We start from the raw sequence: 24720 nt of genomic DNA, 5'->3' as shown, positions 1-24720 counted from the left end.
AATCCTGAACTGCAGGACGATGCCAACAAGGAGACTAGTGTGATTCCCCGCCCATTCGAATACCACGCTCCACAAACCTTGTCCGAGGCGTTCGCGCTGCTCGGCACGCACGGCGAAACGGCCAAGCTGCTCGCGGGCGGCCATAGCCTGCTGCCGATGATGAAGCTGCGCTTCGCGCAGCCCGATCATCTGATCGATCTCGGGCGGCTCGCCGAACTCAAGGGCATCCGCGAGGAAAACGGCGCGCTGTGGATCGGCGCGATGACAACCGAGAACGAGCTGATCTGGTCGGCGGTGCTGCAGGCGCGCTGCCCGCTGATTGTCGAGGGCGCGCGGCAGATTGCCGACCCGCAGGTGCGCTATCGCGGCACGCTGGGCGGCGATCTCTCGCACGGCGATCCTGGCAATGACCATCCCGCGTTGATGATCGCGCTCGACGCGTCGTTCGTGCTGCAGGGCGCGGCGGGCGAGCGCGTGGTGAGCGCGGACGGCTTCTTCGTCGGCACCTATGCGACGCTGCTCGAGCCGGGCGAGATCATGACGGGCATCCGCATTCCCGTGCCGCCGCCCGGCACCGGCTACTGCTATGCGAAGCTCAAGCGCAAGACCGGCGACTTCGCAACCGCTGCGGCGGCTGTGACGTTGCGCCTGGCCGGCGGCAATGTCGAGCATGCGCGCATTGCTCTGACGAATGTCGGCGACACGGTGATCCGCGCGGTGGACGCCGAGCAGGCGCTCATCGGCAAGCCGTTCGACGCACGCGCGCTCGACGAAGCCGCGCGGCTCGCCATGGCGGCTTGCGATCCGGTGGAGGATCTGCGCGGCGACGCCGACTACAAGCGCGCAATGGCGGGCGAAATGACCCGCAGGGCGCTCACTACCGCTTACGAGCGGGCCACGAACCCGGCACGCCCCTGACTCACGGAGAACGCGAAATGGCCAGCAAAACCATGGTGTCGTTCAGCCTCAACGGCAGCGAGGTCGACGTCGTCGTCGAGCCGCGCGAACTGCTGATTCACACGCTGCGCGAAAAATGCCAGCACACCGGGCCGCATATCGGTTGCGAGACGTCGCATTGCGGCGCTTGCACGGTCGATTTCAACGGCATGTCCGTGAAGTCCTGCACGCTGCTCACCGTGCAGGCTCAGGGCGCGGAAGTGCGCACGGTCGAAGGGCTCGCGCAAGGCGGCACGCTGCATGCGCTGCAGGAGGGCTTCATGCAGGAGCACGGGCTGCAATGCGGCTTCTGCACGCCGGGCATGCTGATGCGCGCGTACCGCCTGCTGCAGGAGAACCCCGATCCGACCGAAGCGGAAATCCGCTACTGGATGGCGGGGAACCTGTGCCGCTGCACGGGCTATCAGAACATCGTGAAGGCCGTGCAGTACGCGGCGCGCAAGCTGCGCGGCGAAGCGGTTGAAACCTCGCATCCGCTCATCGAAGCGGGCGCGGCACAAGCGCACTGAGCGCCGGGAGACACGTCATGGGCAATCTCGACGCCAATCTCGAGCGTCTCGCCGCGCTCGAAGGCATGGGCTGCTCGCGCAAGCGCCGCGAGGACCCGCGTTTCATCCAGGGCAAGGGCAGCTACGTGGACGACATCAAGATGCCGGGCATGCTGTTCGGCGTGATGGTGCGCAGTCCCTATGCCCACGCGCGCGTGAAGCGCATCGACAAGTCGCGCGCGCTCGCGCATCCGGGCGTGCACGCCGTGCTCACGGCGGACGACCTCAAGCCGCTCAAGCTGCACTGGATGCCGACGCTCGCAGGCGACGTGCAGGCCGTGCTCGCCGACGAAAAAGTCTGCTTCCAGAACCAGGAAGTCGCGTTCGTGGTGGCGGACGACCGCTACGTTGCGGCCGATGCGGCCGAACTCGTCGAAGTCGAGTACGAGGAATTGCCCGCGCTCGTCGATCCCATGAAGGCGCTGGAGCCCGACGCGCCCGTGATTCGCGAGGACATCCGCGACAAGGATACCGGCGCACATGGAGCGCGAAGGCATCCTAATCATATTTTCACGTGGACGATGGGCGACCGCGACAAGACGGACCGCATGTTCGAGAACGCGGAGGTCACGGTCAAGCAGGATATCGCGTATCCGCGCGTGCATCCGTGCCCGCTCGAAACCTGCGGCTGCGTCGCGTCGTTCGACAAGGTGCGTGGCGATCTCACGGTCTACATCACCTCGCAGGCGCCTCATGTCGTGCGCACCGTGGTCGGGCTGCTCTCGTCGATTCCGGAGTCGAATATCCGCATCATCTCGCCCGATATCGGCGGCGGCTTCGGCAACAAGGTCGGCGTGTATCCGGGCTACGTGACGTCGATTGTCGCGTCCATCGTGCTCGGGCGTCCGGTCAAGTGGATCGAGTCGCGCAACGAGAATCTCTCGAGCACCGCATTCGCGCGCGACTATCACATGACCGGCGAACTGGCCGCCGACAAGGACGGCCGCATCAAGGCGCTGCGTGTGAATGTGGTGGCCGACCACGGCGCGTTTGACGCGTGCGCCGACCCGACCAAGTGGCCCGCAGGCATGTTCCACGTCTGCACGGGCTCGTATGCGATCCCGAATGCGTTCGTCAGCGTCGACGGCGTGTACACGAACAAGTTTCCGGGCGGGGTTGCGTACCGCTGTTCGTTCCGCGTGACCGAGGCCGTCTACCTGATCGAGCGGATGGTCGATGTGCTGGCGCAAAAGCTCGGCATCGACAAGGCCGAGATCCGCTTGCGCAATTTCATTGCGAAGGAGCAGTTCCCGTACACGACGCCGCTTGGCCTCGAATACGATTCGGGCGACTACGAAACGGCGCTGAAAAAGGTGCTGGCCGCTGTCGATTACGACGCGCTGCGCGCGGAGCAGGCGCAACGCCGCGCAGACCCGGATGCGGAGTGGCTCATGGGCATCGGCCTCGTGAACTTCACCGAGATCGTCGGGGCGGGGCCGTCGAAAATGTGCGACATCCTTGGCGTGGGCATGTTCGATTCCTGCGAGATCCGCGTGCATCCGGACGGCTCGGCCATCGCGCGCATGGGCACGATCACGCAGGGCCAGGGGCACCAGACCACCTACGCGCAAATCATTGCGTCGGAGGCGGGCATTCCGGCCTCGAAAATCACCGTGGAAGAGGGCGATACCGCCACGGCGCCGTACGGGCTCGGCACCTATGGCTCGCGCTCGACGCCGGTTGCGGGCGCCGCGGTCGCGCGCGCTTCGCGCAAGATTCGCGAGAAGGCGCGCCGTATCGCCGCGCATCTGCTCGAAGCGAGCCCGGACGATGTTGAATTCGATCTGGATCGCTTCGTGCTGAAGGGCTCGCCCGACCAGTTCAAGACCGTGAAGGAAGTGGCGTGGGCGGCGTATAACAACGTTCCCGAAGGGCTGGAGATGGGCCTCGAGGCCGTCGACTATTACGATCCGCCCAACTTTACGTTTCCGTTCGGCGCCTACGTGTGCGTGCTCGACATCAACCGCTATACCGGCGAGATCCGCGTGCGCCGCTTCTACGCGCTCGACGACTGCGGCACGCGGATCAACCCGATGATCATCGAAGGGCAGATACATGGCGGCCTGACCGAAGGTTTTGCGGTGGCGCTGGGCCAGGAACTGCCGTATGACGAAGCGGGCAATCTGCTCGGCGCGACGCTGCTCGACTACTTCGTGCCGACGGCCGTGGAAACGCCGCATTGGGAGACGGACTTCACGGTGACGCCTTCGCCGCATCACCCGATCGGCGCAAAGGGCGTGGCCGAATCGCCGCACGTGGGCTCGATTCCGTGCTTCACGTCAGCGGTGGTCGATGCCTTCGCGCATCTCGGCGTGACGCACATGAACATGCCGCACAACGCGTACCGCGTGTGGCAGCAGTGCCGCGAACTCGGATTGACGCGGCCCGCCTGAGTCGAAACGATTGATGATGAGGAATCCGGAATGAAAGTCGTACTCGACAAGGCATTTCCGCTCGATGCGAGCGCGGACCGCGCCTGGGCGCTGATGCAGGATATCGAGGCGGTGGCCGGCTGCATGCCAGGCGCGAAGATCACCGAGCGTGTGGACGACACGCACTACAAAGGAACCATCACGGTGCGGCTCGGGCCGGCGACGATGTCGTTCAAGGGCGACATCGAGGTGCTCGCGCTCGACGCCGCGGCGCGCAGCCTGCATCTGCTCGGCAAAGGCACGGATTCGACCGGCAGCTCGGCGGCGACGATGGATCTCACGGCCAGTGTGGAACCCACGGGCGAGACCTGCACGCTGACCGGCAAGAGCGAGGTGACGATGAGCGGCAAGGCCGCCGCGCTGGGCGGCCGGCTCATGGGGCCGGTGTCGGAGCAGTTGCTCAAGCAGTTTGTCGCGAACTTTTCGGCTCGGCTGAGCGCCATGGCGCCGCCGCAGGGTGCGCCTGATGCGCCGGGCGCTGAAGCGGACGCGGTTGGCGGGGCCACTGCGCCCGACGAGGCGACGGCAATGGCTCCGGTTGCACGAGCGGCCGCGGCGCCGCCCGCGCAAGCCGCCGAGCTGAACGGCATCGCGTTCATGTGGGCCATCGTGCGCGACTGGCTGCGCGCTCACTTCACACGCAAGGCGCAGGGCCGCTGAGGGCCACTGAGGGACGCCATGACGTCGATCGACCGCATGCCGGACGTCCTCGCGCTGCAGGCGCAGCTGGCGGCCCACCGGTTCATCGTGGAGCGCAGCTTCGCGGCGGCGCTGCTGCTCACGATGGAAATGCGCCGCCCGCTGCTGCTGGAGGGTGAAGCGGGCGTGGGCAAGACGGAGGTCGCGAAGGCACTGGCGCGCCTGCTCGACGCCCCGCTGATCCGCCTGCAATGCTACGAAGGACTCGACGCGCACGCGGCGCTTTACGAGTGGAACTATGTTCACCAGCTGCTGGCCATCAAGCTCTTCGAGCAGGACGCGCGGCCGCTGCGCGACAAGGAACAGGACATTTTCTCCGAGCGCTATCTGCTCAAGCGCCCACTGCTCGAAGCCATTACGACTACGCCCGCGCCCGTGCTGCTGATCGACGAAATCGACCGCACCGACGAGGCGTTCGAGGCCTACCTGCTCGAGCTGCTTTCGGATTTTCAGCTTTCGATTCCCGAGCTTGGCGTGATCCGCGCGAGCGAGCGGCCCTATGTGATCCTGACCTCGAACGGCACGCGCGAGATCTCCGATGCGCTACGCCGCCGCTGCCTTTACCAGTACGTCGACTATCCGTCGTTCCAGCGCGAACTCATGATCGTGCGGACCCAGGTGCCCGAAGTGCCGGAGGCGCTGGCGGCGCAGATCGTCGAATTCGTGCATGCAGTGCGCGAAATGGCCCTGCGCCGCAAACCGGGCCTCGCGGAAACGCTCGACTGGGTGGCCGCGCTGCTGCGCCTTGGCGTGAGTGCGCTCGACGAAGACGGGGTGGACCGCGTGATGGATTCGCTCGCGGCGCTCGTAAAAACGCGCGAGGATCAGGCCAGTCTCACGCGGCCGGTGGTTGAAAAACTGGTGGCGTCATGCTGACCGGAATCGACAGCACCCGGCCAGGCGAAGTGCCGCACGATCTCGCCGATCACCTCGTTGCGCGCTATGCGGGCTTCGCGGGCTGGCTGCGCACGAATGCGTTCTGCGTAACGAACGCTGACGTTGCCGCCATGCTCGAAGTGGTGCAACGCATGGGACAGACCGAGCGCGATGTGCTGCGCTGGAGCCTGCGTGCGCTGCTGTGCTCGCGCGCGCAGGAGTGGCGCCGCTTCGACGATTTGTTCGACGCGTATTTCCTTGCGCCGAACCGGCGCAAGCTCGCCGAAACCCGTGCTGGCGGCGCGGGGCCGCTTGCGTGCGACGACGCAGCCAGTGGGCCGCGCGATGCGAGCGAGGGCACGCCGATTTCGCTCGCAGGCAGCGGCGGCGGCGCGGCGCAAGAGGGCGCAGCCGCGAACGAAGGCGCGACGCACACAGCGTCGCTAACCCACGCGGATTTCCGCCACCTGAACGACCGCAGCGAACTTTTCGCCATCGACGACGCCATCCGCCGCTTCGCCCTGCGCCTGCGCGGCATCCAGATGCGCCGCGAGCAGCGCGCGAGCCTCGGGCGCACGATCGATCTGCGCTGGACCCTGCGCCGCAGCGTCTCGCGCGGCGGGCTGCCGGTCGAACTAGGCTGGCGGCGCAAGCGCAGGCAGCGCCCGCGCATCATCATGCTGCTCGACGTGAGCCGCTCGATGAGCCTCTACAGCTTCTTTTTCCTGCGGCTCGCGCGCGTGCTGAGCGGGCGGTTGCCCGACGTGCACAGCTTCGTTTTCCATACGCGGCTCGTCTGCGTCGACGAAGCGCTGCGCGACCCCGATCCGCGCCGCGCCCAGGAGCGCCTGCACCAGATCTCCGAGGGCTGGGCGGGCGGGACGCGCATCGGCGAGAGTCTCGCCGGTTTTAACGAGCATTACGCGCCGCGCCTGCTGCATGCGCGCACCGCGGTCGTGATCGTCAGCGACGGCTACGACGCCGGCGACGTGACACAGCTCGGCGAGTCGCTCGCCGCGATCCGGCGGCGCTGCCATTCGCTCGTCTGGCTCAACCCGCTCGCCGAGCGTTCCGGATTCCAGCCAGTCAGCGCGGGCATGCAGGCCGCGCTGCCGCATCTCGACCTGTTCGCCGGCGCCCGCGACCTCGCGGGGCTCGAACGGATCTTTCCTCAAATTCTCGAGGCGCTGCAATGAATGTTCATGCCGAATCGAGCGAGACCCTTCCTGACGCCGCGGATTTGCTGCAGCTCGAGCAGCGGCTGATCGATGCAGGCGCGCCGTTCGCGGTCGTCACCGTGATCCGTGCGGCGCCGCCAACCTCGACGTGCGTCGGCGCCCAGGCGCTCGTGGAGGCGAGCGGCGCGCTGCATGGCTGGGTCGGCGGGGGCTGCTCGCAGACGATCGTCATCGAGGCCGCACGCCAGTCGATGCGTACGGGGCAGCCGCGGCGCGTGCGGATCAGCAACGAACCGGGGCCAGCCGACGCCGAAGTCGAGGCGCATGCCATGCCGTGCGCGAGCAACGGCGCGCTGGAGCTCTTCATCCAGCCCACCGTGCCCGCGCCGCTCGTGGCCGTGCTCGGCGCGACGCCCGCCGCACACGAGGCCTGTGTGCTCGCACGTCGCGTCGGGTTTCGCGCGAGCCTGGCGGCCGAGGTTGCGCGCGCCGGGCAAGCGGGCTTCGACGCCGCGGCGCTGGACCGCGCCGGCACGTCGTTCGTGCTGATCGCGACGCAAGGCGAGCGCGACGAGGATGCGCTCGAAGCCGCGTTGCGCAGCGCCGCCGTGGCGGTGCTCCTGATCGCGAGCCACAAAAAGGCCGAACGGCTGCGCGACGCAATGCGACTGCGCGGCATCGACGAAGGGCGGCTCGCGGCGCTGCATGCACCCGCTGGGCCGGCGATCCATGCGCACACGCCGCAGGAGATTGCGCTTGGCGCCGTGGCGGGACTGGTCGCGCTGCGGCATGAGATGGCCGAGGCGGCAGCGCGCGCGCAGGCCGAGCCGCCGACGGCCACGATCGCCACCGAAACCGTACCACCCTTGCCGCCGTGCGAGGCGCTCGGCGCGCCACCCGTGCAGCAGGCACAGGCGGGGCGCTACGTGAACCCCGTGTGCGGGATGAGCGTCGAGATGGCGAACGCGAAACATGTGGTCGAATATGGCGGCCACAAGGTGTACTTCTGCTGCGACTGTTGCAAGGCCGAGTTCGAGCGCGCACCCGAGCGTTATCTGAGCGCCGTACCAGGCGCTGCCGGTTGCCCGGACGATCTCCACAAGGAGGCGCGATGAGCCGTGCGACATTTTCGGCTGTCGTGCTCGCGGCGGGCCTGTCCACGCGCATGGCGGGCCGCCACAAGCTGTTGCTGCCGGTGGGCGGCGAGCCAGCCGTGCGGCGCGTGGTGCGCGCAATCGTTGCGGCACAGCCCGAGGAGATTGTCGTCGTGACCGGATTCAACGGCCGAGCCGTGTTCGAAGCGCTCGAGGGCATCGACGTGCGCTTCCAGAGCAACCCACGCTACCGCGAAGGACAGATGACTTCGGTCGCGAGCGGCGTTGCTGCGCTGCAGGCGCCCTGCGACGCCGTGATGATTTGCCTCGCCGACCAGGTGCTGCTCGAGGCGGCCGACTATCGCGAGCTGATCGAGGCCTATGCGTCGATGCCGTGCGGATCGATCCTGGTGCCGATGTACCAGGGCGCTAGAGGCAATCCTGTGGTGTTCGCGTCGAGTTATTGCCCCGAAGTCGTGGGCGGCCGCGTGAATCCGGGCTGCCGCAAGTTGATCGCCGAGCACAGCGCCGAGGTGTTTCTCCACGAGGCGGCGCACGATCGCTTTTGCGTCGACATGGATACGCCCGCCGACTACCAGAGCGTTGTTGCGCGAGTGGAGGGCGGGGTGGCCAACGACGCACGCGTACACAACCCCTGAATCAGCGCCGCAAAGCCGCCACGATTCCCGCCGCCGCTCGCGCCGCCACCTCGCAGCCGAGGACGATATGTTTCTCCTCGGTGTCCTCGATGAAATCGTGACTGACGCCGCCGATGCTCGGCACGAACAGCATGCAGGCAGGAATGTGAGGCGCGATGACCTGTGCGTCATGCGACGCGCCGCTTGGCATATCCGTCCACTGTCCGGGCGCGAGTGCTTCGGCCGCTTCTTCGAGTCGCTGCTGCAACTCACGATCCATCGTGACCGGTTCCTCGGCACCCTCGCATACGATCAGCTCCGCATGCACGGCGTGTTGCGTGTTCCAGTCATCGACTAACGCAACAAGCGCACGTTCCATTGCATGCAGGCGCTCAGGATTCGCATCGCGGAACTGCAGGTTCATCAGCGCCTTGCCTGGCACGACACTGAACGAACCCGGATCGAGATCGATGCGCCCGACGGTCCACACCGTATCCGCGTCCGCCAGCCGGCCAAACGTGTCGTCAATACGCGCGATGAACGCGACCAGCGCCGCCCCCGCGTCGCGCCGGATCGACATCGGCGTCGTGCCTGCGTGATTGCGCTGCCCGGTGAAGCACAACTGAAACTCGCGAATGCCGACGATCGTCGTCACGATGCCAATCGATTTCGCCGATGCTTCAAGCCGCCCGCCTTGCTCGATATGCGGTTCGAGATACGCGCGTTGCCGCGTGCGATCGAGCGTGACGCGCGGCAGATTCGCGAGGCCGGCCTGCGCGAGTGCGTCGCCGAGCAGTAGACCTTCTTGATTGCGCGCGCTGTGCAATGAAGTGTCGATTGCTTCGCCCACGAAGCTTCGGCTGCCAAGGAAACCTGAAAACGTCCCTTCTTCGTCGATCCACGACGCAACGTCGACCGCGAAGTCGCGCGTTGCAGCGCATTCGCCCAGGGCGCGCGCGATTTCGATGCCATAGATCACGCCGAGCGCGCCGTCGAGCCAGCCGCCGGTCGGCTGGGTGTCGGTGTGCGAGCCGATCACGAGCGCGGGCCCCGGTTTGCGCGAACGTCCGAACACGGTGCCGACGCCGTCGATGGTCGCGTCCAGCCCTGCGTCGCTCATGCGCGCGGCGAGCCAGCGGCGCGCCTCCAGATCGATGGGCGAAAGCGCGAGGCGGACCACGCCGGGGCCAGTGGCGCCGAAGCTGCGCAACGTCTTGAGATCGTCGAGCAGGCGAAGCGGGTTGATGCGTGGGAAGTCGGCGTGCACGGGCGCGCTCCGGGGCATGAGTCGATGGGCAAGCGGCAATCCTAGCATCACACCGCCTGGCCGGTGCACGATGGCGCGAGCGGCGCGTGGCTCCGGTTTGTCGCGACATTTTTTCAGCAGGGCGTCGAGTTTAGCTCCTCAGCGATTTCCAGGGAAATGATTCGGACCCCTTTCGAAATGTCAATATATGTCGAAGAATAAATACTTTCGAAACGATTTCCGCATGTGAAGTGCAAGTAATGGTTAAAGATCCGATTGAGTGGAGGCATATCGTCAACGCCAATTTTTTTGAGACCGTTAGAACGTCCTTTCGTTGACGGACTTCTATCGTGATATCGCTTCGCTATCTGGGAATACTGGGAATTTGCGGCCTGGTTGCCGCGTGCGCGCAGCTTCCGCGCGATCATCCGGTGACAAAGAACACGCTCGCCGACCCTGCATCCTCGTCCAGCGCGCCATTGGCTGAGAACGACACGGCTGACGATGCGGACGCAACGATACTGGCAAGCCATTCCCGGGCGACAGGCAGCGCGCTGCAGTCAGGCGAGGCGTCGTGGTACGCGTCGAAGTTCCAGGGGCGCCGGACGGCGAGCGGCGAACGCTACAACGGCGGCGCGTTGACGGCGGCCCATCGCACGCTGCCGCTTGGCACCTGGGTGCGTGTCACGTCGCTGGCTACGGGCAGGTCGGTCGTCGTGCGCATCAACGATCGAGGGCCGTTCATCGCAGGGCGGATCATCGATCTGTCATGGGCGGCGGCGAAGGCGCTCGGCTTGCCCTACGCACATTCGAAGCAGGTCCGGATAGAACGCTTTGGAAAAATGACGCTCGCGTATTCCGGGGCCGACGGATCACACGACTGACGACGAAAAGGGCAACTCGGGATTCCTTTTTTGACTTTGCCTCACGTGCGGAATCAATGAGATTGGTAGCCGCTTTGGAGCAAAGTTCGATCGTCTGAATTTCCTTGACACTTTTCATTCGCGCGTCGGTGGATAATCCGGTCGCGCGCCGCGGCATTATTTGCTGGACGGCTCGCGATCATCAATAACGTGAAGAAACCGACCATGAAGAAAATCTCCTTTGCGCTGCTCGCTTCGTTGTTCGTCGCAGGCGCAGCATCGGCACAGACGCCGCAAAACGGCATCGTCACGACCCACGACGCCAATGTCGCTTCGCAGATCGAGCAACATGCACGGGACGCTCAGGCGCAGCAGCCCGTCGTCGAACAGGACGCGCACGCGGTTCGTGAGAATGCGCCGCACAAGAATGCCAAGCACAAGGGCGCTCACCACCATCACCACAAGAAGCATTCGGCGAAGCCGGCGCGCACCGCTGCCGAGTAAGCGCACTGGCATGCACTGACGGCTGAACGGCAGACGGGCCTGCTCAGGCTCGTTTGCAGCGAAATGCCGGACAAATAAAAAACGCCAGCCTCAATGGGCTGGCGTTTTGCCTGAAGGATTGCGGGCTTCAGAACTGGTTCATCGTGTTGTCTTTCCCTGCGGCTTTCAGCGCTGCTTCGCCGCTGAAGTACTCCTTGTGGTCGTCGCCGATGTCCGAGCCGGACATGTTCTGGTGCTTGACGCAGGCGATGCCCTGACGGATTTCCTTGCGCTGCACGCCAGCCACATAACCGAGCATGCCCTGGTCGCCGAAGTATTCCTTGGCCAGGTTGTCGGTCGACAGCGCGGCGGTGTGGTACGTCGGCAGCGTGATCAGGTGGTGGAAGATGCCGGCTTCGCGCGCCGCGTCGGCCTGGAAGGTCCGGATCTTTTCGTCGGCAATGGCTGCCAGTTCGCTCTGGTCATATTCCACGCTCATCAGCTGGGCGCGGTCGTATGCCGACACGTCCTTGCCTGCGGCCTTCATCGCGTCATACGCCTGCTGACGGAAGTTCAGCGTCCAGTTGAACGACGGGCTGTTGTTGTACACCAGCTTGGCGTTCGGAATGACCTTGCGAATCTCGTTGACCATGCCCGCGATCTGGGCGATATGCGGCTTTTCCGTTTCGATCCACAGCAGGTCGGCGCCGTTTTGCAGGGCCGTGACGCAGTCCAGCACGCAGCGTGCTTCGCCCGTGCCGGCGCGGAACTGGAACAGGTTGCTCGGCAGACGCTTCGGACGCAGCAGCTTGCCGTCGCGCTTGATGATGACGTCGCCATTGCCCAGTGCGTCGGCCGACAGTTCCTCGCAATCGAGGAACGAGTTGTACTGGTCGCCCAGGTCGCCCGGCGTGTGGGTCACGGCGATCTGCTTGGTCAGGCCCGCGCCGAGCGAGTCGGTACGGCACACAATGATGCCGTCGTCCACGCCCAGTTCAAGGAAGGCGTAGCGGATCGCGCGGACTTTGGCGAGGAAGTCCTCGTGCGGCACGGTGACCTTGCCGTCCTGGTGGCCGCACTGCTTTTCGTCGGACACCTGGTTTTCGATCTGGATGCAGCATGCGCCGGCTTCGATGAACTGCTTGGCGAGCAGGTAGGTGGCTTCCGCGTTGCCGAAACCGGCGTCGATGTCGGCGATGATCGGCACGACGTGGGTGACGTGGTTGTCGATCTTCTCCTGGATCGCGGCCTTGGCGGCGCCTTCTGCCGCGTCGAGCTGGCGGAACAGGCCGCCGAGTTCACGGGCGTCGGCCTGGCGCAGGAACGTGTACAGCTCGCGAATCAGGGCGCTGACCGAGGTCTTCTCGTGCATCGACTGGTCCGGCAGCGGGCCGAACTCGGAGCGCAGCGCGGCCACCATCCAGCCGGACAGATAGAGGTAACGGCGCTCGGTGCTGTTGAAGTGCTTCTTGATGGAGATCATCTTCTGCTGGCCGATGAAGCCGTGCCAGCAGCCCAGCGACTGCGTGTACTTCGAAGGATCGGCGTCGTAGGCGGCCATGTCGGCGCGCATGATCTTCGCGGTGTACTTCGCGATGTCCAGACCCGTCTTGAACTTGTTCTGCGCACGCATGCGTGCGGCCGATTCGGGATTGATCGCGTTCCAGGCGCTGCCTTGTTGCTCTTTCAAGCCAGCAATTGCCTTGATGTCGTCTTGATATTGGGCCATGAGAATCTCCTGAGTTTCTGAAGAGTGAAGCGCGTTTGAATAACCGGTTCAGCGTGCCGCTGCGTCTGTCGAAGCGAACTGGATGACTCAATTGTAGGGGCTTCGTGATGCGTCGCAGCAAGGTCTTATATAAGACACATGACTTATTTATTCTTTATTTATCAATGAGATAGTCGACAGTTTTTGCGCTGCAGAACATGTTTTCACGATGCGAAAATGCGTCGACCGAGAAATTCGCGAGACATTTCACAATGTGAAGCGCGCTTTCGTTTGCCGGAGGCCGGGGCAGGGCGCGCGGCGCCGAAAGGTCAGTGCGACCGGACATTCGGACAAATTGAACGCAAACACGATAGAATCGCCCGGCGATACTCACTGCCATGAAAATTCTTCGGACCCTTCTCGTCTTGCTGCTGTGCGCGATGCTGCCCCTGAGCGGGCTGGCAGCCACTGGCATGGCCGGCGAATGTCCGATGCAGCAGTCGATGCCGATGCACGACGGCGCCGCATCTGCCGCGATGTCCGGCTGCGACATGATGAAGTCGTCGCCGGCGAGCAAGGCCAAGGGCGGCTTCTGCAAGGCCACGGCCCAGTGTCAGTTCGCGAGCATCTATTACCCTCCCGCGCAGGCGAGCGTTAGCCATCCCATGGCTGTCGCAAGGCAAGTCGTCTTCCATTACGCCGAGTCGTTCGCCGCCCACGTGCCGGCCGGTCTCTGGCGACCTCCCCAAGCTATCTAACCCTCGATTGACTGGTTCGCCGCGTTTGCGGCGAGGTCGTCCTGTGTCCAGGACGTGGAGTTCCATTGGGACTCCCCCGTTGGGGTTAGAACATGCCTTTCACTATTGGCACGCCGCGATGCCGGCGTGCGTCCCTGCGCGCGCTCCCGATTTGCGCCGCGCTGCTGCTGCCTGGCTTCGCTGCGAACGCCCAGGAAGCCCCTTTCACGCTTGAAGCGGCATTGCAGGCTGCAACCGGCCACTCTGCGGCCATGCAGGCCGCGCAAGCGTCGGTCCACGCGAGTTCCGAAGCTGCGGTCCGGGCAGGGCAGTTGCCGGACCCGGTGCTCGCGGCCGGCGTCGACAACCTGCCGATCAATGGCTCGCAGCGATTCACCATCGGCCAGGACTTCATGACGATGCGGCGCATTGGCATCGAGCAGGAATGGGTCTCGCGGGAAAAGCGCCGCCTTCGTTCCGACCTCGCCAGCGAGGTGGTGAACCGCGAGCAGGCCGGCTATCTCGCGCAACTCGCCAACGTTCGCCAGCAGACCGCCATCGCATGGCTCAGCGCCGTCTATGCGAAGCGCGCCCTGGCGCTCCAGCAGGCATTGCTGGGCCATATGACTCACGAACTTGCTGCAACGAAGGCGTCATACCGGGGAGCGAGGGCGACGGCCGCCGATGTCGTCCAAGCCCAGGCCATGCTGGCGCAAACGCAAGACCAGGCGCTCAAGGCGCAGCAAACCTACCAGAGCGCGCTCATTGTTCTCTCGCGCTGGACGGCGACACCCGCGACCGATGTGACCGGCGAGCCGCCCGCGCCCGAGTCGTATGTCTCTTCCTTGCCACCGGACGAACTCCGGCTCGTGCAACCGGCGCTCGTCGCAGCGGCCGATGACATTGCCGTCGCCGACGCCGGCACGGCTGTCGCCAGCAGCGAGCGCAGCCCTAACTGGACCTGGGAAGTCGCGTACCAGCAACGCGGTGGCGCGTACTCGAACATGGTGTCGGTCGGGGTGCGTATTCCGTTGCCCATCAACCGGAAGGATCGCGAGGACCGCGACGTATCGGAGAAGGCCGAACTCGCGACCAGGGCCCACTTGATGTACGAAGACACGCTCCGGCAGGTGCAAGCCGACATTCGCACTGAGTCGGCAACCCTCGCCAGCGGCCGCGAACGCATCGCGAATCTCACGCAGTCCCTGTTGCCAGCCGCCGATCAGCGCGTCGAACTCGCAGTCGCCGCTTACACGGCGGGTACCGGTTCGCTCGCCGATACGTTTGCGGCCCGGCGGGCGCAACTCGACGCGCAGATTCAGGTGCTCGACCTCAAGCGCGAGGTTTCGCAGACGTGGGCCCAGCTTGAATACCAGGTTGTGCCAACGACGATGGCCACTGCCGAATGAAGGAGAAAGCAATGACTCAAAAACCTTTGGTACGCGCGATATTGGCACTCTTTGCCGCCGCAGCGCTTCTTGGCACTGGGTATTTCGTCGGCGTACGACACGCGTCGGCTTCGGGTGAAAACACGATCGCCGCTTCGGCTTCCGGCAACCCGACTGACCCGAAAACCGGCAGGAAAGTGCTTTACTGGCACGACCCGATGGTGCCGAACCAGCACTTCGACAAGCCCGGCAAGTCGCCATTCATGGACATGCAACTCGAGCCTGTGTATGCGGACGAAGGGGGCGGCTCATCCGGTATCGCAATCAACCCGGGACTTCAGCAGAACCTCGGTATTCGCTACGCCACCGTGCGCCGCGAGGAAACGACGGAAGGATTCGATGCCGTCGGCACCACGCAATTCGACGAATCGCAGGCCGATGTCGTGCAGACGCGCGTTACGGGCTACATCGACCGCCTGTACGCCAGTGCGCCGATGCAACGGGTTGCGAAGGGCGCCCCCATCGCTTCGGTTTTCGTGCCCGACTGGCTCGCGCCGCAGGAGGAATACCTCGCGCTCAAGCGCGGCGGGATGGACAACAGTTTGCTGGAAGCGTCGCGTGCGCGTATGCGCGCGCTGTCGATTCCGGATGGCGTCATGGCGAGTCTCGACCGCACGGGCAAGGCGCAGACGCACATTGTCCTCGCTTCGCCAGAGACAGGTGTCCTAAGTGAGTTGAACGTGCGCGACGGTGCGCAGGTCGCGCCCGGTCAGACGCTTGCGAAGGTCGCGGGTCTATCGAAGCTTTGGCTCATCGTCGAGATTCCCGAGAACCTGGCGTTGCGCGTGCAGCCCGGCATGCGCGTTGACGCGACGTTCAGTGGCGACCCGACACAGCACTTCAAAGGGCAGATTCGCGAAATCCTGCCCGGCATCAGCACCACGAGCCGCACGCTTCAGGCGCGGCTCGAAATCGATAACACCGCGCTCAGACTCACGCCCGGCATGCTGATGCGCGTGCGCGTCGATGCGCAAAAAACGGTTTCGCGACTGCTTGTGCCTTCTGAAGCTGTCATCACGACCGGCAAGCGGTCGGTCGTGATCGTCAAGAACGCGGACGGCCGCCTGCAACCTGCAGACGTGACGGTTGGCAACGACGTCGGCAGCGACACGGAAGTCATGAGTGGCTTGAGCGATGGCGAGACGGTCGTCGCTTCCGGCCAGTTCCTGATCGACTCGGAAGCCAGTCTGAAATCGGTCCTGCCGAGAATCGAAGGCGCGGCTGGCGCGAGCGCGATCATGCCGGCGTCCATACCCAGCGCTGCCGCAAAGACATATGAGACCACCGGCAAGGTGGAAAAGGTCAGCGCTCTCGACATCACGTTCTCGCATCAACCGGTGCAGGCGCTGGGCTGGGGCGCGATGACGATGGCGTTCAACAAGCCGTCATCCGGCGCATTTCCCGACGTCAAACCCGGCCAGACAGTCCACTTCGTCTTCAGACAATCGGACGACGGCTACCAGCTCACGAAGGTCGAACCCGTGGGAGACGCCAAATGATCGCGCGTCTCATACGCTGGTCCATTCACAACCGGTTCCTGGTTCTGCTGGCCACTGTGCTCGTCACGGCATGGGGCGTCTACTCGCTCAAGGAGACACCACTCGACGCGTTGCCGGACCTGTCGGACACGCAGGTCATCATCAAGGCGTCGTATCCGGGCAAGGCGCCCCAGGTCGTCGAGGACCAGGTGACGTACCCGCTCACGACGACTTTGCTCGGTGTGCCAGGCGCGAAAACGATCCGCGCGTATTCGTCATTCGGCGACGCGTTTGTCTACGTGCTGTTCGACGACAAGACCGATCAATACTGGGCCCGCTCGCGTGTGCTCGAATACCTGAATCAGGTTCAGAGCCGCCTTCCACCAGGCGCGACGGTTTCACTCGGGCCCGACGCGACGGGGGTGGGCTGGGTCTATGAGTACGCACTGGTCGACCGCACGGGTCAGCACGACCTCGGAGAACTGCGCGCGCTCAACGACTGGTTCCTGAAATTCGAGCTGAAGTCCGTGCCGGACGTGTCGGAAGTGGCGAGCATTGGCGGGATGGTGCGCCAGTATCAGGTGGTGCTCGATCCCGACAAGCTGCGCGCTTACGGCATTACCCAGGCCATGGTAGCGGATGCCCTCGGCAAGGCGAACCAGGCGTCCGGCGGCTCAGTGGTCGAACTGGCGGAATCGGAGTACATGGTCCGCTCGTCGGGCTACCTGCGCTCGCTCGACGATTTTCGCAATGTCGTGCTTCGCACCAATGACGCGGGCACACCGGTTCTGCTTGGCGATGTCGCCCGCATCCAGATCGGACCCGAGATGCGCCGTGGGATTGCCGAGCTGAACGGGGAGGGCGAAGTCGCGGGCGGGGTCATCGTCATGCGCTCAGGCAAAAACGCGTTGACGACCATCGATGCGGTGAAGGCGAAGCTCGCTGACCTGAAGCGCTCGCTGCCCGCGGGTGTGGAGGTCGTCACGACATACGACCGCTCGCAGCTCATCGAACGCGCCGTGGACAACCTGAAAGACAAGCTCATCGAAGAGTTCATCATCGTCGGTCTGGTCTGCGCCGTGTTCCTCTTTCATTTGCGCAGCGCGTTCGTGGCCATCCTGTCGCTGCCGCTGGGCGTGCTGGCGGCTTTTATCGTCATGCGCTATCAGGGTGTGAATGCGAATCTGATGTCGCTGGGCGGGATCGCCATCGCCATCGGCGCGATGATCGATGCGGCCATCGTGATGATCGAGAACGCCCACAAGCATCTCGAGGCGTACGAGCATGCGCATCCCGGCAGGCCCATGACGGCTGCACAGCGTTGGGAACTCATCGCTACGTCGGCGGCGGAAGTCGGACCGGCGCTATTCTTCTCACTGCTTATCATCACGCTCTCGTTCGTTCCGGTATTTTCGCTGGAGGGGCAGGAAGGCAAGCTCTTTTCTCCGCTCGCCTTCACGAAGACTTACACCATTGCTGCCGCTGCGAGTCTTTCGGTCACGCTGGTGCCGGTACTGATGGGCTATCTCATTCGCGGGCGCATTCCGCATGAGAGCGCGAACCCCATCAATCGCGCGCTCATTCGACTGTACCGGCCGATGCTCGAAGCCACGCTGCGCCGCCCGTGGATTGCGATTGGGTTTGCGGTCGTTGCGCTTTTGCTGAGCGCCATTCCGCTCTCGCGACTCGGTGGCGAATTCATGCCGCCGCTCGACGAGGGTGACCTGTTGTACATGCCAACGGCGCTTCCGGGCATTTCGGCAGACAAGGCATCCGAGCTTTTGCAGCAGACCGATCGGCTCATCAAGACGGTACCGGAAGTCGCGACCGTGTTCGGCAAGTCGGGCCGCGCCGACACGGCAACCGACCCGGCACCGCTCGAGATGTTCGAAACCACCATCCAGTTCAAGCCGCGCAGCCAGTGGCGTCCCGGTATGACGCCGGAGAAGCTCGTCGATGAACTCGACAAGACCGTGAAGGTGCCGGGGCTGTCGAACGTCTGGGTGCCGCCCATCCGCAATCGCCTCGACATGCTGTCCACCGGTATCAAAACGCCGGTCGGCGTAAAGATTTCCGGGCCCGACCTGAATGAAATCGACAAGGTGGCAGGGCAGGTCGAGGCGGCGGTGAAGGGGGCTCCGGGCGTGACTTCAGCGCTTGCGGAACGACTGAACGGCGGCCGATACATCGACGTCGACATCAACCGGCAGGCAGCGGCGCGTTATGGCCTTTCCGTCGGCGATATCCAGTCGGTGGTTTCCACGGCGGTGGGCGGCGACAACGTCGGCGAAGTCATTGCGGGGCGCGAGCGCTTCCCGATCAACATCCGCTATCCGCGCGAGGTTCGCGATTCGCTGGAAAAGCTGCGGCAGTTGCCGGTTCTGACCGACCGGGGCGCACAGATCCAGCTTGGCGACGTGGCGGACATCCGGATCGCCGACGGACCGCCCATGATACGCAGTGAAAATGCACGGCTTTCCGGCTACGTCTACGTCGATATCCGGAACGTGGACCTGGAATCGGCAGTCAAGGCGATGCAACGCGCCGTCGCAGAAAAGGTGCCGCTTCCGCCCGGATATTCGATCGCATGGTCAGGGCAGTTCGAGTATCTCGAACGTGCAGCGGCGACATTGCGCACGGTTATTCCGGTGACGCTTGTCGTCATCTTCGTGCTGCTCTTCCTGACGTTTAACTCGGCGGCCGATGCGCTACTGCTCATGTCGACGGTGCCGTTCGCGCTCGTCGGCGGCTTCTGGCTCATCTGGATACTGGGCCACGCGGTGTCCGTCGCCACATCGGTCGGTTTCATTGCGCTCGCGGGTGTTGCGGCCGAGTTCGGCGTCGTCATGCTGCTGTACCTGAAGGGCGCACTGAACCGGCGGCTCGAGCTTGGGGAGGCCATGACCGAGGCCACATTGCTCGACGCGATTCGCGAAGGCGCGGTCTTGCGTGTGCGGCCGAAGGCCATGACGGTAGCGGTGGTCCTTGCAGGGCTCATTCCCATCATGGTCGGACACGGCGCCGGCTCGGAGGTCATGCAGCGTATCGCCGCTCCGATGGTCGGCGGAATGGTCACCGCGCCCATTCTCTCGATGTTCGTTATTCCCGCAGCCTGGTTCCTCCTGCAGCGTCGCCGAATGAGGCAACGCAACGAGGTTCCTTTTACCCACGCAGAACCTTCCGGCACGAAAGTGCCTTCTACCCAAACCAGGGAAACACAATGAAAAAGATGATTCTTGCTGTCGCTGCCGTTGCTGCTGTTCTCGCGGCCCCTGCATTTGCTGGTGACGATATGGCGGGCATGAACATGTCCGCCGCGAAGCCCGCGGTCACGAAGGTCGCTTCGAATTCCGCGCTAACCGAAGCCGAGGTCAGGAAGATCGACGCCGCTACGGGAATGGTCACCCTGAAGCACGGCGCCCTGGAGAACGTCGGCATGCCCCCGATGACCATGGCATTCAAGGCGAAGGATGGAAGCATGGTCAAGCAGGTTCACGAGGGCGACAAGGTCAAGGTGCGAGTCGAAAACGTCAATGGCACGCTGACCATCGTGAAACTCGAAAAGCAGCCTTAACGGGGGCGGTCGCCTCGACTCAGAAGTTCCAGAAGAGGAAATGGTGGCGCTTGCGCGCATGGGCTGCGCGCGGCGGCGTATTGTTTCCTGGCGCAAGCTGCGCGTGAGAGTCGATAGCCCGTGCGCGCAGCGCCATGTCGTAGAAGGCGCCCACCACCGGCAGGGCGCTGTGCGCACCTTCACCCCAGTAGTCGTTGCGCAACGTCACGCGCGCGTCGTCGAATCCGACCCAGGCGCCGGCGACCAGCTGGGGGTGGATCAGGATGAACCAGCTATCGGTGCTGTCCTGTGTCGTGCCCGTTTTGCCGCCAACGTCGGCGTGAATCCCGAAGCGTGTCCGGATGTCGCTGCCGGTGCCGCGGTTGACGACGTCGCGCATCACATCGACCAGCTTCAGTGCGGCAGGGGCGGGCAGCGCCTGCTGCGGCCGTGCGGCAGGGAAGTCGGCGAGCACGTTGCCGCTGCGGTCCTCGATGCGTGTGACCATGCGCGGCTCGACATAGGCTCCCCGGTCGGCGATCGTGCAATACGCCGAAACCATCTCCTTGAGCGTGACGGGGCTCGTGCCCAGCGCAAGCGACGGCACGGGGTCCAGTGCGCTCTCGCGTATGCCCATCTCGCGCGCAAGCGTAGCGACTTTCGCAGGGCCTTCGCGCTGCATGAGCTGGGCTGTCACGCGGTTACGTGAAAAGGCGAAGGCGTCACGCAGCGACATCGGCCGGCCGGTTGGCGGCTCCGGATCGGTCGGCTTCCATACCGCAGTGCCCTTCAGCGGGATCGCGACGTTGCGGTCGACGATCGTGTCGCCTGGCTGCGCGCCATCCGCAAAGGCGGCGCCGTAGACGAACGCTTTGAAAGTGGAACCCGGCTGCCGCCGCGCCTGCTGCACATGGTCGAACGGCTCGTCGTGAAAATCGCGGCTGCCGACCCACGCCTTGATGTCGCCGTTGCGCGGATCCATCGCGACGAACCCGGCCTGAATCTGCGTCTTGCTGTGACAGAGGCCTTCGACAAACGACGCGTCCGTCGCGAGTTTCCTGATGGCGTCCGCATCCGCCAGGCCTGCGTCGCGCGCCGAACGATACTCCGGCGTCTGCCTCATGAACGACTGGAACAGCGCGTTACCCGGCCAGCAGCCGGTCCGCTCGTTCCACGCGCCGTTGGCGATCGACTGCAGCTGGCTGGTTTGCCACGCAACCGCCTGCGTGGCCATCGCCTGAAGCCGGGAATCGATGGTCGTTCGCACGACGAGTCCATCGGAATAGATGTTGTAGCCATTGCTATCCGCCCAGGCAGTCAGCCACTTGCGCAACTGGGCTGAGAAGTGCGGGGCCGCGCCAACCTGTTCGGACTGAGGCTCGAAATTGACGTTGATCGGCTGGTGTTTTAGCCAGGCGTACGCGTGCGCATCGAGCTTGCCGTACTTCACCATCTGCGCGAGCACCGTGTTGCGGCGCTCCAGCGCGCGATCAGGATTGAGCACCGGGTTGTATGCGCTGTTCGCCTTGAGCATGCCAACGAGCGTCGCACTCTCGAGGACATCGAGATCGGCGGCTGGTTTGCCGAAGTACGTTCGCGCGGCCATCTCCACGCCGTATGCGTTGTACAGAAAGGGCACCGTGTTCAGGTACGTCTCGAGGATCTGGTCTTTGCTGTAGACGGACTCGATCTTGAACGCGGTGATCGCTTCCTTGAGCTTGCGCGTCAACGTTGGCGCGCGGCCGATTTCATCCGGATACAGGTTGCGTGCGAGCTGCTGGGTGAGGGTGGAGCCGCCCTGGCGACTGCCCGTGAACGTATGGACCGCGGCCCCCGCAACGCGCTGAAGGTCAATGCCGTGATGCTCGTAAAAGCGGTGATCCTCGGTCGCGATCAGGGCGTCCACCACATGCGGCGAAATCTGGTTGAGCGTGACCCATTCGCGATTGACCGGCTTGAACTCGGCGAGCACGTTGCCGTCGGCGGAGAGGATCAGCGCGGGACGATCGACGCGGGCCTTGCGGATGTCACCGAGGCGCGGGGTGAATGGAATGAGCGCTGCCGTGTAGGCCAGCGAAAGCACCGGCAATGCAGCGAGCGTCAGGACGATGCCACGGCGTGTCGGGTGGCAAATACCGTGCAGCGCCGCGCGAAAAACGCGGCGTGCCTTCGCGCCGGCCGTGGCGGCTAGCGAGCGGGCACGGTTCACCCAGCGTGCGCAGAGTTCACGAAATAGCGACACATAGGGGTGATTCACGGTGGCTGCGCAATGGACGAAAGGCCGGATCGTACCAAAGCGCAGATGCATTTCAGGCCGCAAAAGAGGCCTTCCTGCCTGACGTTAACAGATGATTACACTTGTTTCGAATTGGCGGCATGGTGCGCTCGATGCGAGCCGCCGGCGACGAAGCAAGGACGCCCGTCGCCACGGACTTCAGCGATGCGGCGACTGCCGTGCTAGTATACCCCCCTACCCTATAAGGAGCCGCCTTGAGTCATACCATTCGCGAGAAACAGAAGCTGCTCAACCGGGTTCGCAGGATCAAGGGGCAGATTGAGGCGATTGAGCGGGCCCTGGAAGAGGAGCGTGGCTGCATGGATGTGCTTCAGCTCATCACCAGCTCGCGGGGCGCGATGAACGGACTGCTTGCGGTGGTGCTCGAGGACCATATCCGCACGCATCTCGTGGACGCCGAACCGGCCGACGAGCACGGCAGCGGCACGGAACAGTTAATCGAAGTGGTTCACAGTTACTTCAAGTGAAAGACGTGATGAGCAGGTTTGAAGATGCGGCCTTCGGGGCCGGGCACGACCATATATTTCTCGGCAACGCCCACGAGGACAACGAACGCCGGACCTGGATGGTGATCGCGCTCTGTAGCGCCATGATGGTCGCCGAGATCGTGGGCGGAAGCCTGTTCGGCTCGCTCGCGCTCGTGGCGGACGGACTGCATATGTCGACGCACGCGGGGGCGATGCTGATCGCGGCGCTTGCCTACACCTATGCGCGCCGCCACGCCCGCGACCCACGCTTCGTTTTCGGGACCGGCAAGCTGGGCGACCTCGCCGGTTTCACCAGCGCCATCGTGCTTGCAATGATCGCACTCCTGATTGGTTACGAGGCGGTGTGCCGCCTGTTCGCACCGGTCCCAATCCATTTCGGTGAGGCGATACCCATTGCCGTTGTTGGCCTGCTCGTCAATCTTGCCAGTGTCTGGCTGCTCAGCGGCGGTCATCACGGGCACAGTCATGGTCACGGCCACGATCATGGGCATAGCCATGCGCACGGCCACGGCCACGACGGTCACGAACATGAAGAAGCGCGCGAGATCGTCACGGCAGCAGGGCGCTTCAGCGTTTCGATTTTCGAGGACGGTGTGCCCCCGGTATTCCGTCTCCACACGCAGGCGCTCACGTGCGATCCCGCAGACGTGCGCATGACGACAATTCGTGAAAACGGGCAGCGGCAGACGTTCGAGTTCGTGGCCCGCGACGGCTATCTGGAATCGAAGGACGACATACCGGAACCCCATGCCTTCAAGGTCATCGTTCAGCTTCCCGATGGCGAGCATGCAATCGAGTTTGAAGAGCATGACCATGACGACGCACACGCTGCGGCGGCACGCGACCACAACATCCGCGCGGCGTATGCCCACGTGATTGCCGATGCAGCGGTTTCCGTGCTGGCGATTATCGGACTGCTGCTTGCCCGCGCGTTCGGGTGGCTATGGATGGACCCGCTTGCGGGCATTGTGGGCGCGGTGGTGATCGCGAACTGGTCGTGGAGTCTCCTGCGCGACACCGGAGCCATTCTGCTGGACATGAATTCGGATCAGCGCACGGCCGAGGGCGTGCGCAACCTGATCGAAGACAACGGCGACCGGGTGCTCGACCTTCACGTCTGGCGTGTGGGGCCCGGGCACCTGAGTGCCGTTGTGTCGGTCGCAACGGACCAGGCTTCACGCGGCCCGGACTTCTATCATGGCGCGCTTCGCCGCTTCCGGAGCCTGTCTCATGTCACGGTCGAAGTGAATCCGCTGCGCGCGGCGGTGTGAACGATGGCTGTGAAATCACCTTGCATCGACGTGTGCGCGTTCCACGGCAAAAGCGGGCTTTGTACCGGCTGCTTTCGTACCCGGGACGAGATCCGGGCCTGGAAGAAGATGACTGACCATATGCGTCACCAGATCCTCAATGACCGGCCGCGGCGGGAAGCAAAAATAAAGGCGGCCGGATCTGTGCGCTGAAAGTGCTTTGTGCTTTCGAGGCGGGTAGCCCGATCAGCACTCGCCTTTCTTGGCGTGTCCGGGCGGGCAGTGCCAGCCCTTGTCATGGTGATGGTGCTTTTCCCAATCGTCACGTTCCCAGTAGCGGTGGCCGTCCCAATAGCGGTCGCCATGCCAGCCCGGCGTAATGACGACAGCGGGAGGCGGCGGGGCGACCACGACAGGGGTACCCACGTTGATGCCTACGTTGACATCGGCGGCGTGTGCCGCGCCGGTCACGCCGATTGCAATGGCAGCGAGTGCCAACTGTGCGAGTGCTGGTTTCTTCATGGAACAGTCCCCCAAATTTCAACGTGCCTGGATTGGATTTTGCTGAGCAACAAAAAACCCACTCGAAGGCGGGTTCACTGGCAGGGAGCATTTATACCGGATTTGCGGGGGTTTTGCCCACCAGTTGGCTGAAGTCGGGGAAGGAATATTTGGCCGGTGGATGCACCGCGCAGCGTTGCCAGCGCCGCATCGTTCGAGAATCAGGTCGGCGTTGCATCGGGCGAGG

22 protein-coding genes are annotated in these 24720 nt (G+C 64.1%); 18 read left to right on the top strand and 4 right to left on the bottom strand.

What is annotated here, in order from left to right; translation table 11 throughout:
* The first annotated feature begins 39 nt into the window (after positions 1-39).
* From U5A57_RS11850 to U5A57_RS11815, 8 genes are read left to right on the top strand one after another with little or no spacing between them, the layout of a single operon-like run.
* The gene (locus tag U5A57_RS11850) at positions 40-918 is read left to right on the top strand and encodes a xanthine dehydrogenase family protein subunit M (protein ID WP_321911012.1); all 879 of its coding nucleotides are present in this window, start codon (positions 40-42) and stop codon (positions 916-918) included.
* 17 nt (positions 919-935) lie between these two features.
* Positions 936-1466, top strand: a complete 531-nt coding sequence (locus U5A57_RS11845; RefSeq protein WP_321911010.1) for a (2Fe-2S)-binding protein — start codon at positions 936-938, stop codon at positions 1464-1466.
* A gap of 17 nt (positions 1467-1483) precedes the next feature.
* On the top strand, positions 1484-3898 hold the full coding sequence (locus tag U5A57_RS11840; RefSeq protein ID WP_321911009.1) for an aerobic carbon-monoxide dehydrogenase large subunit: 2415 nt from the start codon (positions 1484-1486) through the stop codon (positions 3896-3898).
* A gap of 30 nt (positions 3899-3928) precedes the next feature.
* Entirely contained in the window at positions 3929-4597 is a 669-nt protein-coding gene (locus tag U5A57_RS11835) for an SRPBCC family protein (protein ID WP_321911007.1), read from the top strand.
* An 18-nt stretch (positions 4598-4615) separates the two neighbouring features.
* On the top strand, positions 4616-5512 hold the full coding sequence (locus U5A57_RS11830) for a MoxR family ATPase (protein WP_321911006.1): 897 nt from the start codon (positions 4616-4618) through the stop codon (positions 5510-5512).
* The gene (locus U5A57_RS11825) at positions 5506-6708 is read left to right on the top strand and encodes a vWA domain-containing protein (protein WP_321911005.1); all 1203 of its coding nucleotides are present in this window, start codon (positions 5506-5508) and stop codon (positions 6706-6708) included. Before U5A57_RS11830 ends, U5A57_RS11825 begins: the two co-directional genes overlap by 7 nt.
* The gene (locus U5A57_RS11820) at positions 6705-7805 is read left to right on the top strand and encodes an XdhC family protein (RefSeq protein ID WP_321911003.1); all 1101 of its coding nucleotides are present in this window, start codon (positions 6705-6707) and stop codon (positions 7803-7805) included. The genes U5A57_RS11825 and U5A57_RS11820 overlap by 4 nt, the downstream gene beginning before the upstream one ends.
* The gene (locus U5A57_RS11815; RefSeq protein WP_321911002.1) at positions 7802-8443 is read left to right on the top strand and encodes a nucleotidyltransferase family protein; all 642 of its coding nucleotides are present in this window, start codon (positions 7802-7804) and stop codon (positions 8441-8443) included. The genes U5A57_RS11820 and U5A57_RS11815 overlap by 4 nt, the downstream gene beginning before the upstream one ends.
* A gap of 1 nt (position 8444) precedes the next feature.
* Here U5A57_RS11815 and U5A57_RS11810 read toward each other — a convergent pair whose 3' ends face one another.
* Complete coding sequence (locus U5A57_RS11810) at positions 8445-9707, bottom strand: Zn-dependent hydrolase (RefSeq protein ID WP_415774609.1); 1263 nt, start codon at positions 9705-9707, stop codon at positions 8445-8447.
* A 392-nt stretch (positions 9708-10099) separates the two neighbouring features.
* Here U5A57_RS11810 and U5A57_RS11805 point away from each other — a divergent pair, with 392 nt between their 5' ends.
* Together U5A57_RS11805 and U5A57_RS11800 are read left to right on the top strand one after the other, a co-directional pair.
* On the top strand, positions 10100-10552 hold the full coding sequence (locus U5A57_RS11805; RefSeq protein ID WP_415774608.1) for a septal ring lytic transglycosylase RlpA family protein: 453 nt from the start codon (positions 10100-10102) through the stop codon (positions 10550-10552).
* Positions 10553-10756: 204 nt separating this feature from the next.
* Positions 10757-11035: a hypothetical protein gene (locus tag U5A57_RS11800; RefSeq protein WP_321910996.1), complete on the top strand. Its 279-nt coding sequence runs from the start codon at positions 10757-10759 to the stop codon at positions 11033-11035.
* Between the two features lie 127 nt (positions 11036-11162).
* Here the strand turns inward: U5A57_RS11800 and U5A57_RS11795 are convergent, their stop codons facing one another.
* Complete coding sequence (locus tag U5A57_RS11795) at positions 11163-12743, bottom strand: isocitrate lyase (RefSeq protein ID WP_321910994.1); 1581 nt, start codon at positions 12741-12743, stop codon at positions 11163-11165.
* Positions 12744-13120: 377 nt separating this feature from the next.
* Here U5A57_RS11795 and U5A57_RS11790 point away from each other — a divergent pair, with 377 nt between their 5' ends.
* The 5 genes from U5A57_RS11790 to U5A57_RS11770 all read left to right on the top strand — a co-directional run bounded on the left by U5A57_RS11790 (position 13121) and on the right by U5A57_RS11770 (position 19959).
* Complete coding sequence (locus tag U5A57_RS11790) at positions 13121-13480, top strand: hypothetical protein (RefSeq protein ID WP_321910993.1); 360 nt, start codon at positions 13121-13123, stop codon at positions 13478-13480.
* Positions 13481-13572: 92 nt separating this feature from the next.
* Entirely contained in the window at positions 13573-14868 is a 1296-nt protein-coding gene (locus U5A57_RS11785; RefSeq protein ID WP_321910991.1) for a TolC family protein, read from the top strand.
* Positions 14869-14879: 11 nt separating this feature from the next.
* Positions 14880-16406: an efflux RND transporter periplasmic adaptor subunit gene (locus tag U5A57_RS11780; protein WP_321910989.1), complete on the top strand. Its 1527-nt coding sequence runs from the start codon at positions 14880-14882 to the stop codon at positions 16404-16406.
* Positions 16403-19609 (top strand): efflux RND transporter permease subunit, encoded by a 3207-nt coding sequence (locus tag U5A57_RS11775; protein WP_321910988.1) that lies wholly within the window; start codon positions 16403-16405, stop codon positions 19607-19609. Before U5A57_RS11780 ends, U5A57_RS11775 begins: the two co-directional genes overlap by 4 nt.
* On the top strand, positions 19606-19959 hold the full coding sequence (locus U5A57_RS11770) for a copper-binding protein (protein WP_321910987.1): 354 nt from the start codon (positions 19606-19608) through the stop codon (positions 19957-19959). The genes U5A57_RS11775 and U5A57_RS11770 overlap by 4 nt, the downstream gene beginning before the upstream one ends.
* A gap of 19 nt (positions 19960-19978) precedes the next feature.
* Here U5A57_RS11770 and U5A57_RS11765 read toward each other — a convergent pair whose 3' ends face one another.
* Entirely contained in the window at positions 19979-22246 is a 2268-nt protein-coding gene (locus U5A57_RS11765; RefSeq protein ID WP_415774611.1) for a penicillin-binding protein 1A, read from the bottom strand.
* A 182-nt stretch (positions 22247-22428) separates the two neighbouring features.
* On the opposite strand from U5A57_RS11765, the gene U5A57_RS11760 reads away from it, so the two are divergent.
* From U5A57_RS11760 to U5A57_RS11750, 3 genes are read left to right on the top strand one after another with little or no spacing between them, the layout of a single operon-like run.
* Positions 22429-22701: a metal/formaldehyde-sensitive transcriptional repressor gene (locus U5A57_RS11760; RefSeq protein WP_233886791.1), complete on the top strand. Its 273-nt coding sequence runs from the start codon at positions 22429-22431 to the stop codon at positions 22699-22701.
* An 8-nt stretch (positions 22702-22709) separates the two neighbouring features.
* On the top strand, positions 22710-23993 hold the full coding sequence (gene dmeF / locus U5A57_RS11755) for a CDF family Co(II)/Ni(II) efflux transporter DmeF (RefSeq protein WP_321910983.1): 1284 nt from the start codon (positions 22710-22712) through the stop codon (positions 23991-23993).
* Positions 23994-23996: 3 nt separating this feature from the next.
* Positions 23997-24185: a DUF1289 domain-containing protein gene (locus U5A57_RS11750; protein WP_321910981.1), complete on the top strand. Its 189-nt coding sequence runs from the start codon at positions 23997-23999 to the stop codon at positions 24183-24185.
* 33 nt (positions 24186-24218) lie between these two features.
* Here the strand turns inward: U5A57_RS11750 and U5A57_RS11745 are convergent, their stop codons facing one another.
* On the bottom strand, positions 24219-24494 hold the full coding sequence (locus U5A57_RS11745; protein WP_321910979.1) for a hypothetical protein: 276 nt from the start codon (positions 24492-24494) through the stop codon (positions 24219-24221).
* Positions 24495-24720: the final 226 nt, after the last annotated feature.

The organism is Paraburkholderia sp. J11-2, from assembly GCF_905220185.1.
Classification (GTDB): Bacteria; Pseudomonadota; Gammaproteobacteria; order Burkholderiales; family Burkholderiaceae; genus Paraburkholderia.
Note: the sequence above shows the minus strand (reverse complement) of the source record. Positions and strands in the feature narration are given on the sequence as shown.

What these genes read in the sequence shown, in the direction of transcription:
- U5A57_RS11845 (WP_321911010.1), top strand. Translation starts at nt 936, where the DNA reads ATGGCCAGCAAAACCATGGTGTCGTTCAGCCTCAACGGCAGCGAGGTC.
- U5A57_RS11840 (WP_321911009.1), top strand. Translation starts at nt 1,484, where the DNA reads ATGGGCAATCTCGACGCCAATCTCGAGCGTCTCGCCGCGCTCGAAGGC.
- U5A57_RS11835 (WP_321911007.1), top strand. Translation starts at nt 3,929, where the DNA reads ATGAAAGTCGTACTCGACAAGGCATTTCCGCTCGATGCGAGCGCGGAC.
- U5A57_RS11830 (WP_321911006.1), top strand. Translation starts at nt 4,616, where the DNA reads ATGACGTCGATCGACCGCATGCCGGACGTCCTCGCGCTGCAGGCGCAG.
- U5A57_RS11825 (WP_321911005.1), top strand. Translation starts at nt 5,506, where the DNA reads ATGCTGACCGGAATCGACAGCACCCGGCCAGGCGAAGTGCCGCACGAT.
- U5A57_RS11820 (WP_321911003.1), top strand. Translation starts at nt 6,705, where the DNA reads ATGAATGTTCATGCCGAATCGAGCGAGACCCTTCCTGACGCCGCGGAT.
- U5A57_RS11815 (WP_321911002.1), top strand. Translation starts at nt 7,802, where the DNA reads ATGAGCCGTGCGACATTTTCGGCTGTCGTGCTCGCGGCGGGCCTGTCC.
- U5A57_RS11810 (WP_415774609.1), bottom strand. Translation starts at nt 9,707, where the DNA reads ATGCCCCGGAGCGCGCCCGTGCACGCCGACTTCCCACGCATCAACCCG.
- U5A57_RS11800 (WP_321910996.1), top strand. Translation starts at nt 10,757, where the DNA reads ATGAAGAAAATCTCCTTTGCGCTGCTCGCTTCGTTGTTCGTCGCAGGC.
- U5A57_RS11795 (WP_321910994.1), bottom strand. Translation starts at nt 12,743, where the DNA reads ATGGCCCAATATCAAGACGACATCAAGGCAATTGCTGGCTTGAAAGAG.
- U5A57_RS11790 (WP_321910993.1), top strand. Translation starts at nt 13,121, where the DNA reads ATGAAAATTCTTCGGACCCTTCTCGTCTTGCTGCTGTGCGCGATGCTG.
- U5A57_RS11785 (WP_321910991.1), top strand. Translation starts at nt 13,573, where the DNA reads ATGCCTTTCACTATTGGCACGCCGCGATGCCGGCGTGCGTCCCTGCGC.
- U5A57_RS11780 (WP_321910989.1), top strand. Translation starts at nt 14,880, where the DNA reads ATGACTCAAAAACCTTTGGTACGCGCGATATTGGCACTCTTTGCCGCC.
- U5A57_RS11775 (WP_321910988.1), top strand. Translation starts at nt 16,403, where the DNA reads ATGATCGCGCGTCTCATACGCTGGTCCATTCACAACCGGTTCCTGGTT.
- U5A57_RS11770 (WP_321910987.1), top strand. Translation starts at nt 19,606, where the DNA reads ATGAAAAAGATGATTCTTGCTGTCGCTGCCGTTGCTGCTGTTCTCGCG.
- U5A57_RS11765 (WP_415774611.1), bottom strand. Translation starts at nt 22,246, where the DNA reads ATGCATCTGCGCTTTGGTACGATCCGGCCTTTCGTCCATTGCGCAGCC.
- dmeF (WP_321910983.1), top strand. Translation starts at nt 22,710, where the DNA reads ATGAGCAGGTTTGAAGATGCGGCCTTCGGGGCCGGGCACGACCATATA.
- U5A57_RS11750 (WP_321910981.1), top strand. Translation starts at nt 23,997, where the DNA reads ATGGCTGTGAAATCACCTTGCATCGACGTGTGCGCGTTCCACGGCAAA.
- U5A57_RS11745 (WP_321910979.1), bottom strand. Translation starts at nt 24,494, where the DNA reads ATGAAGAAACCAGCACTCGCACAGTTGGCACTCGCTGCCATTGCAATC.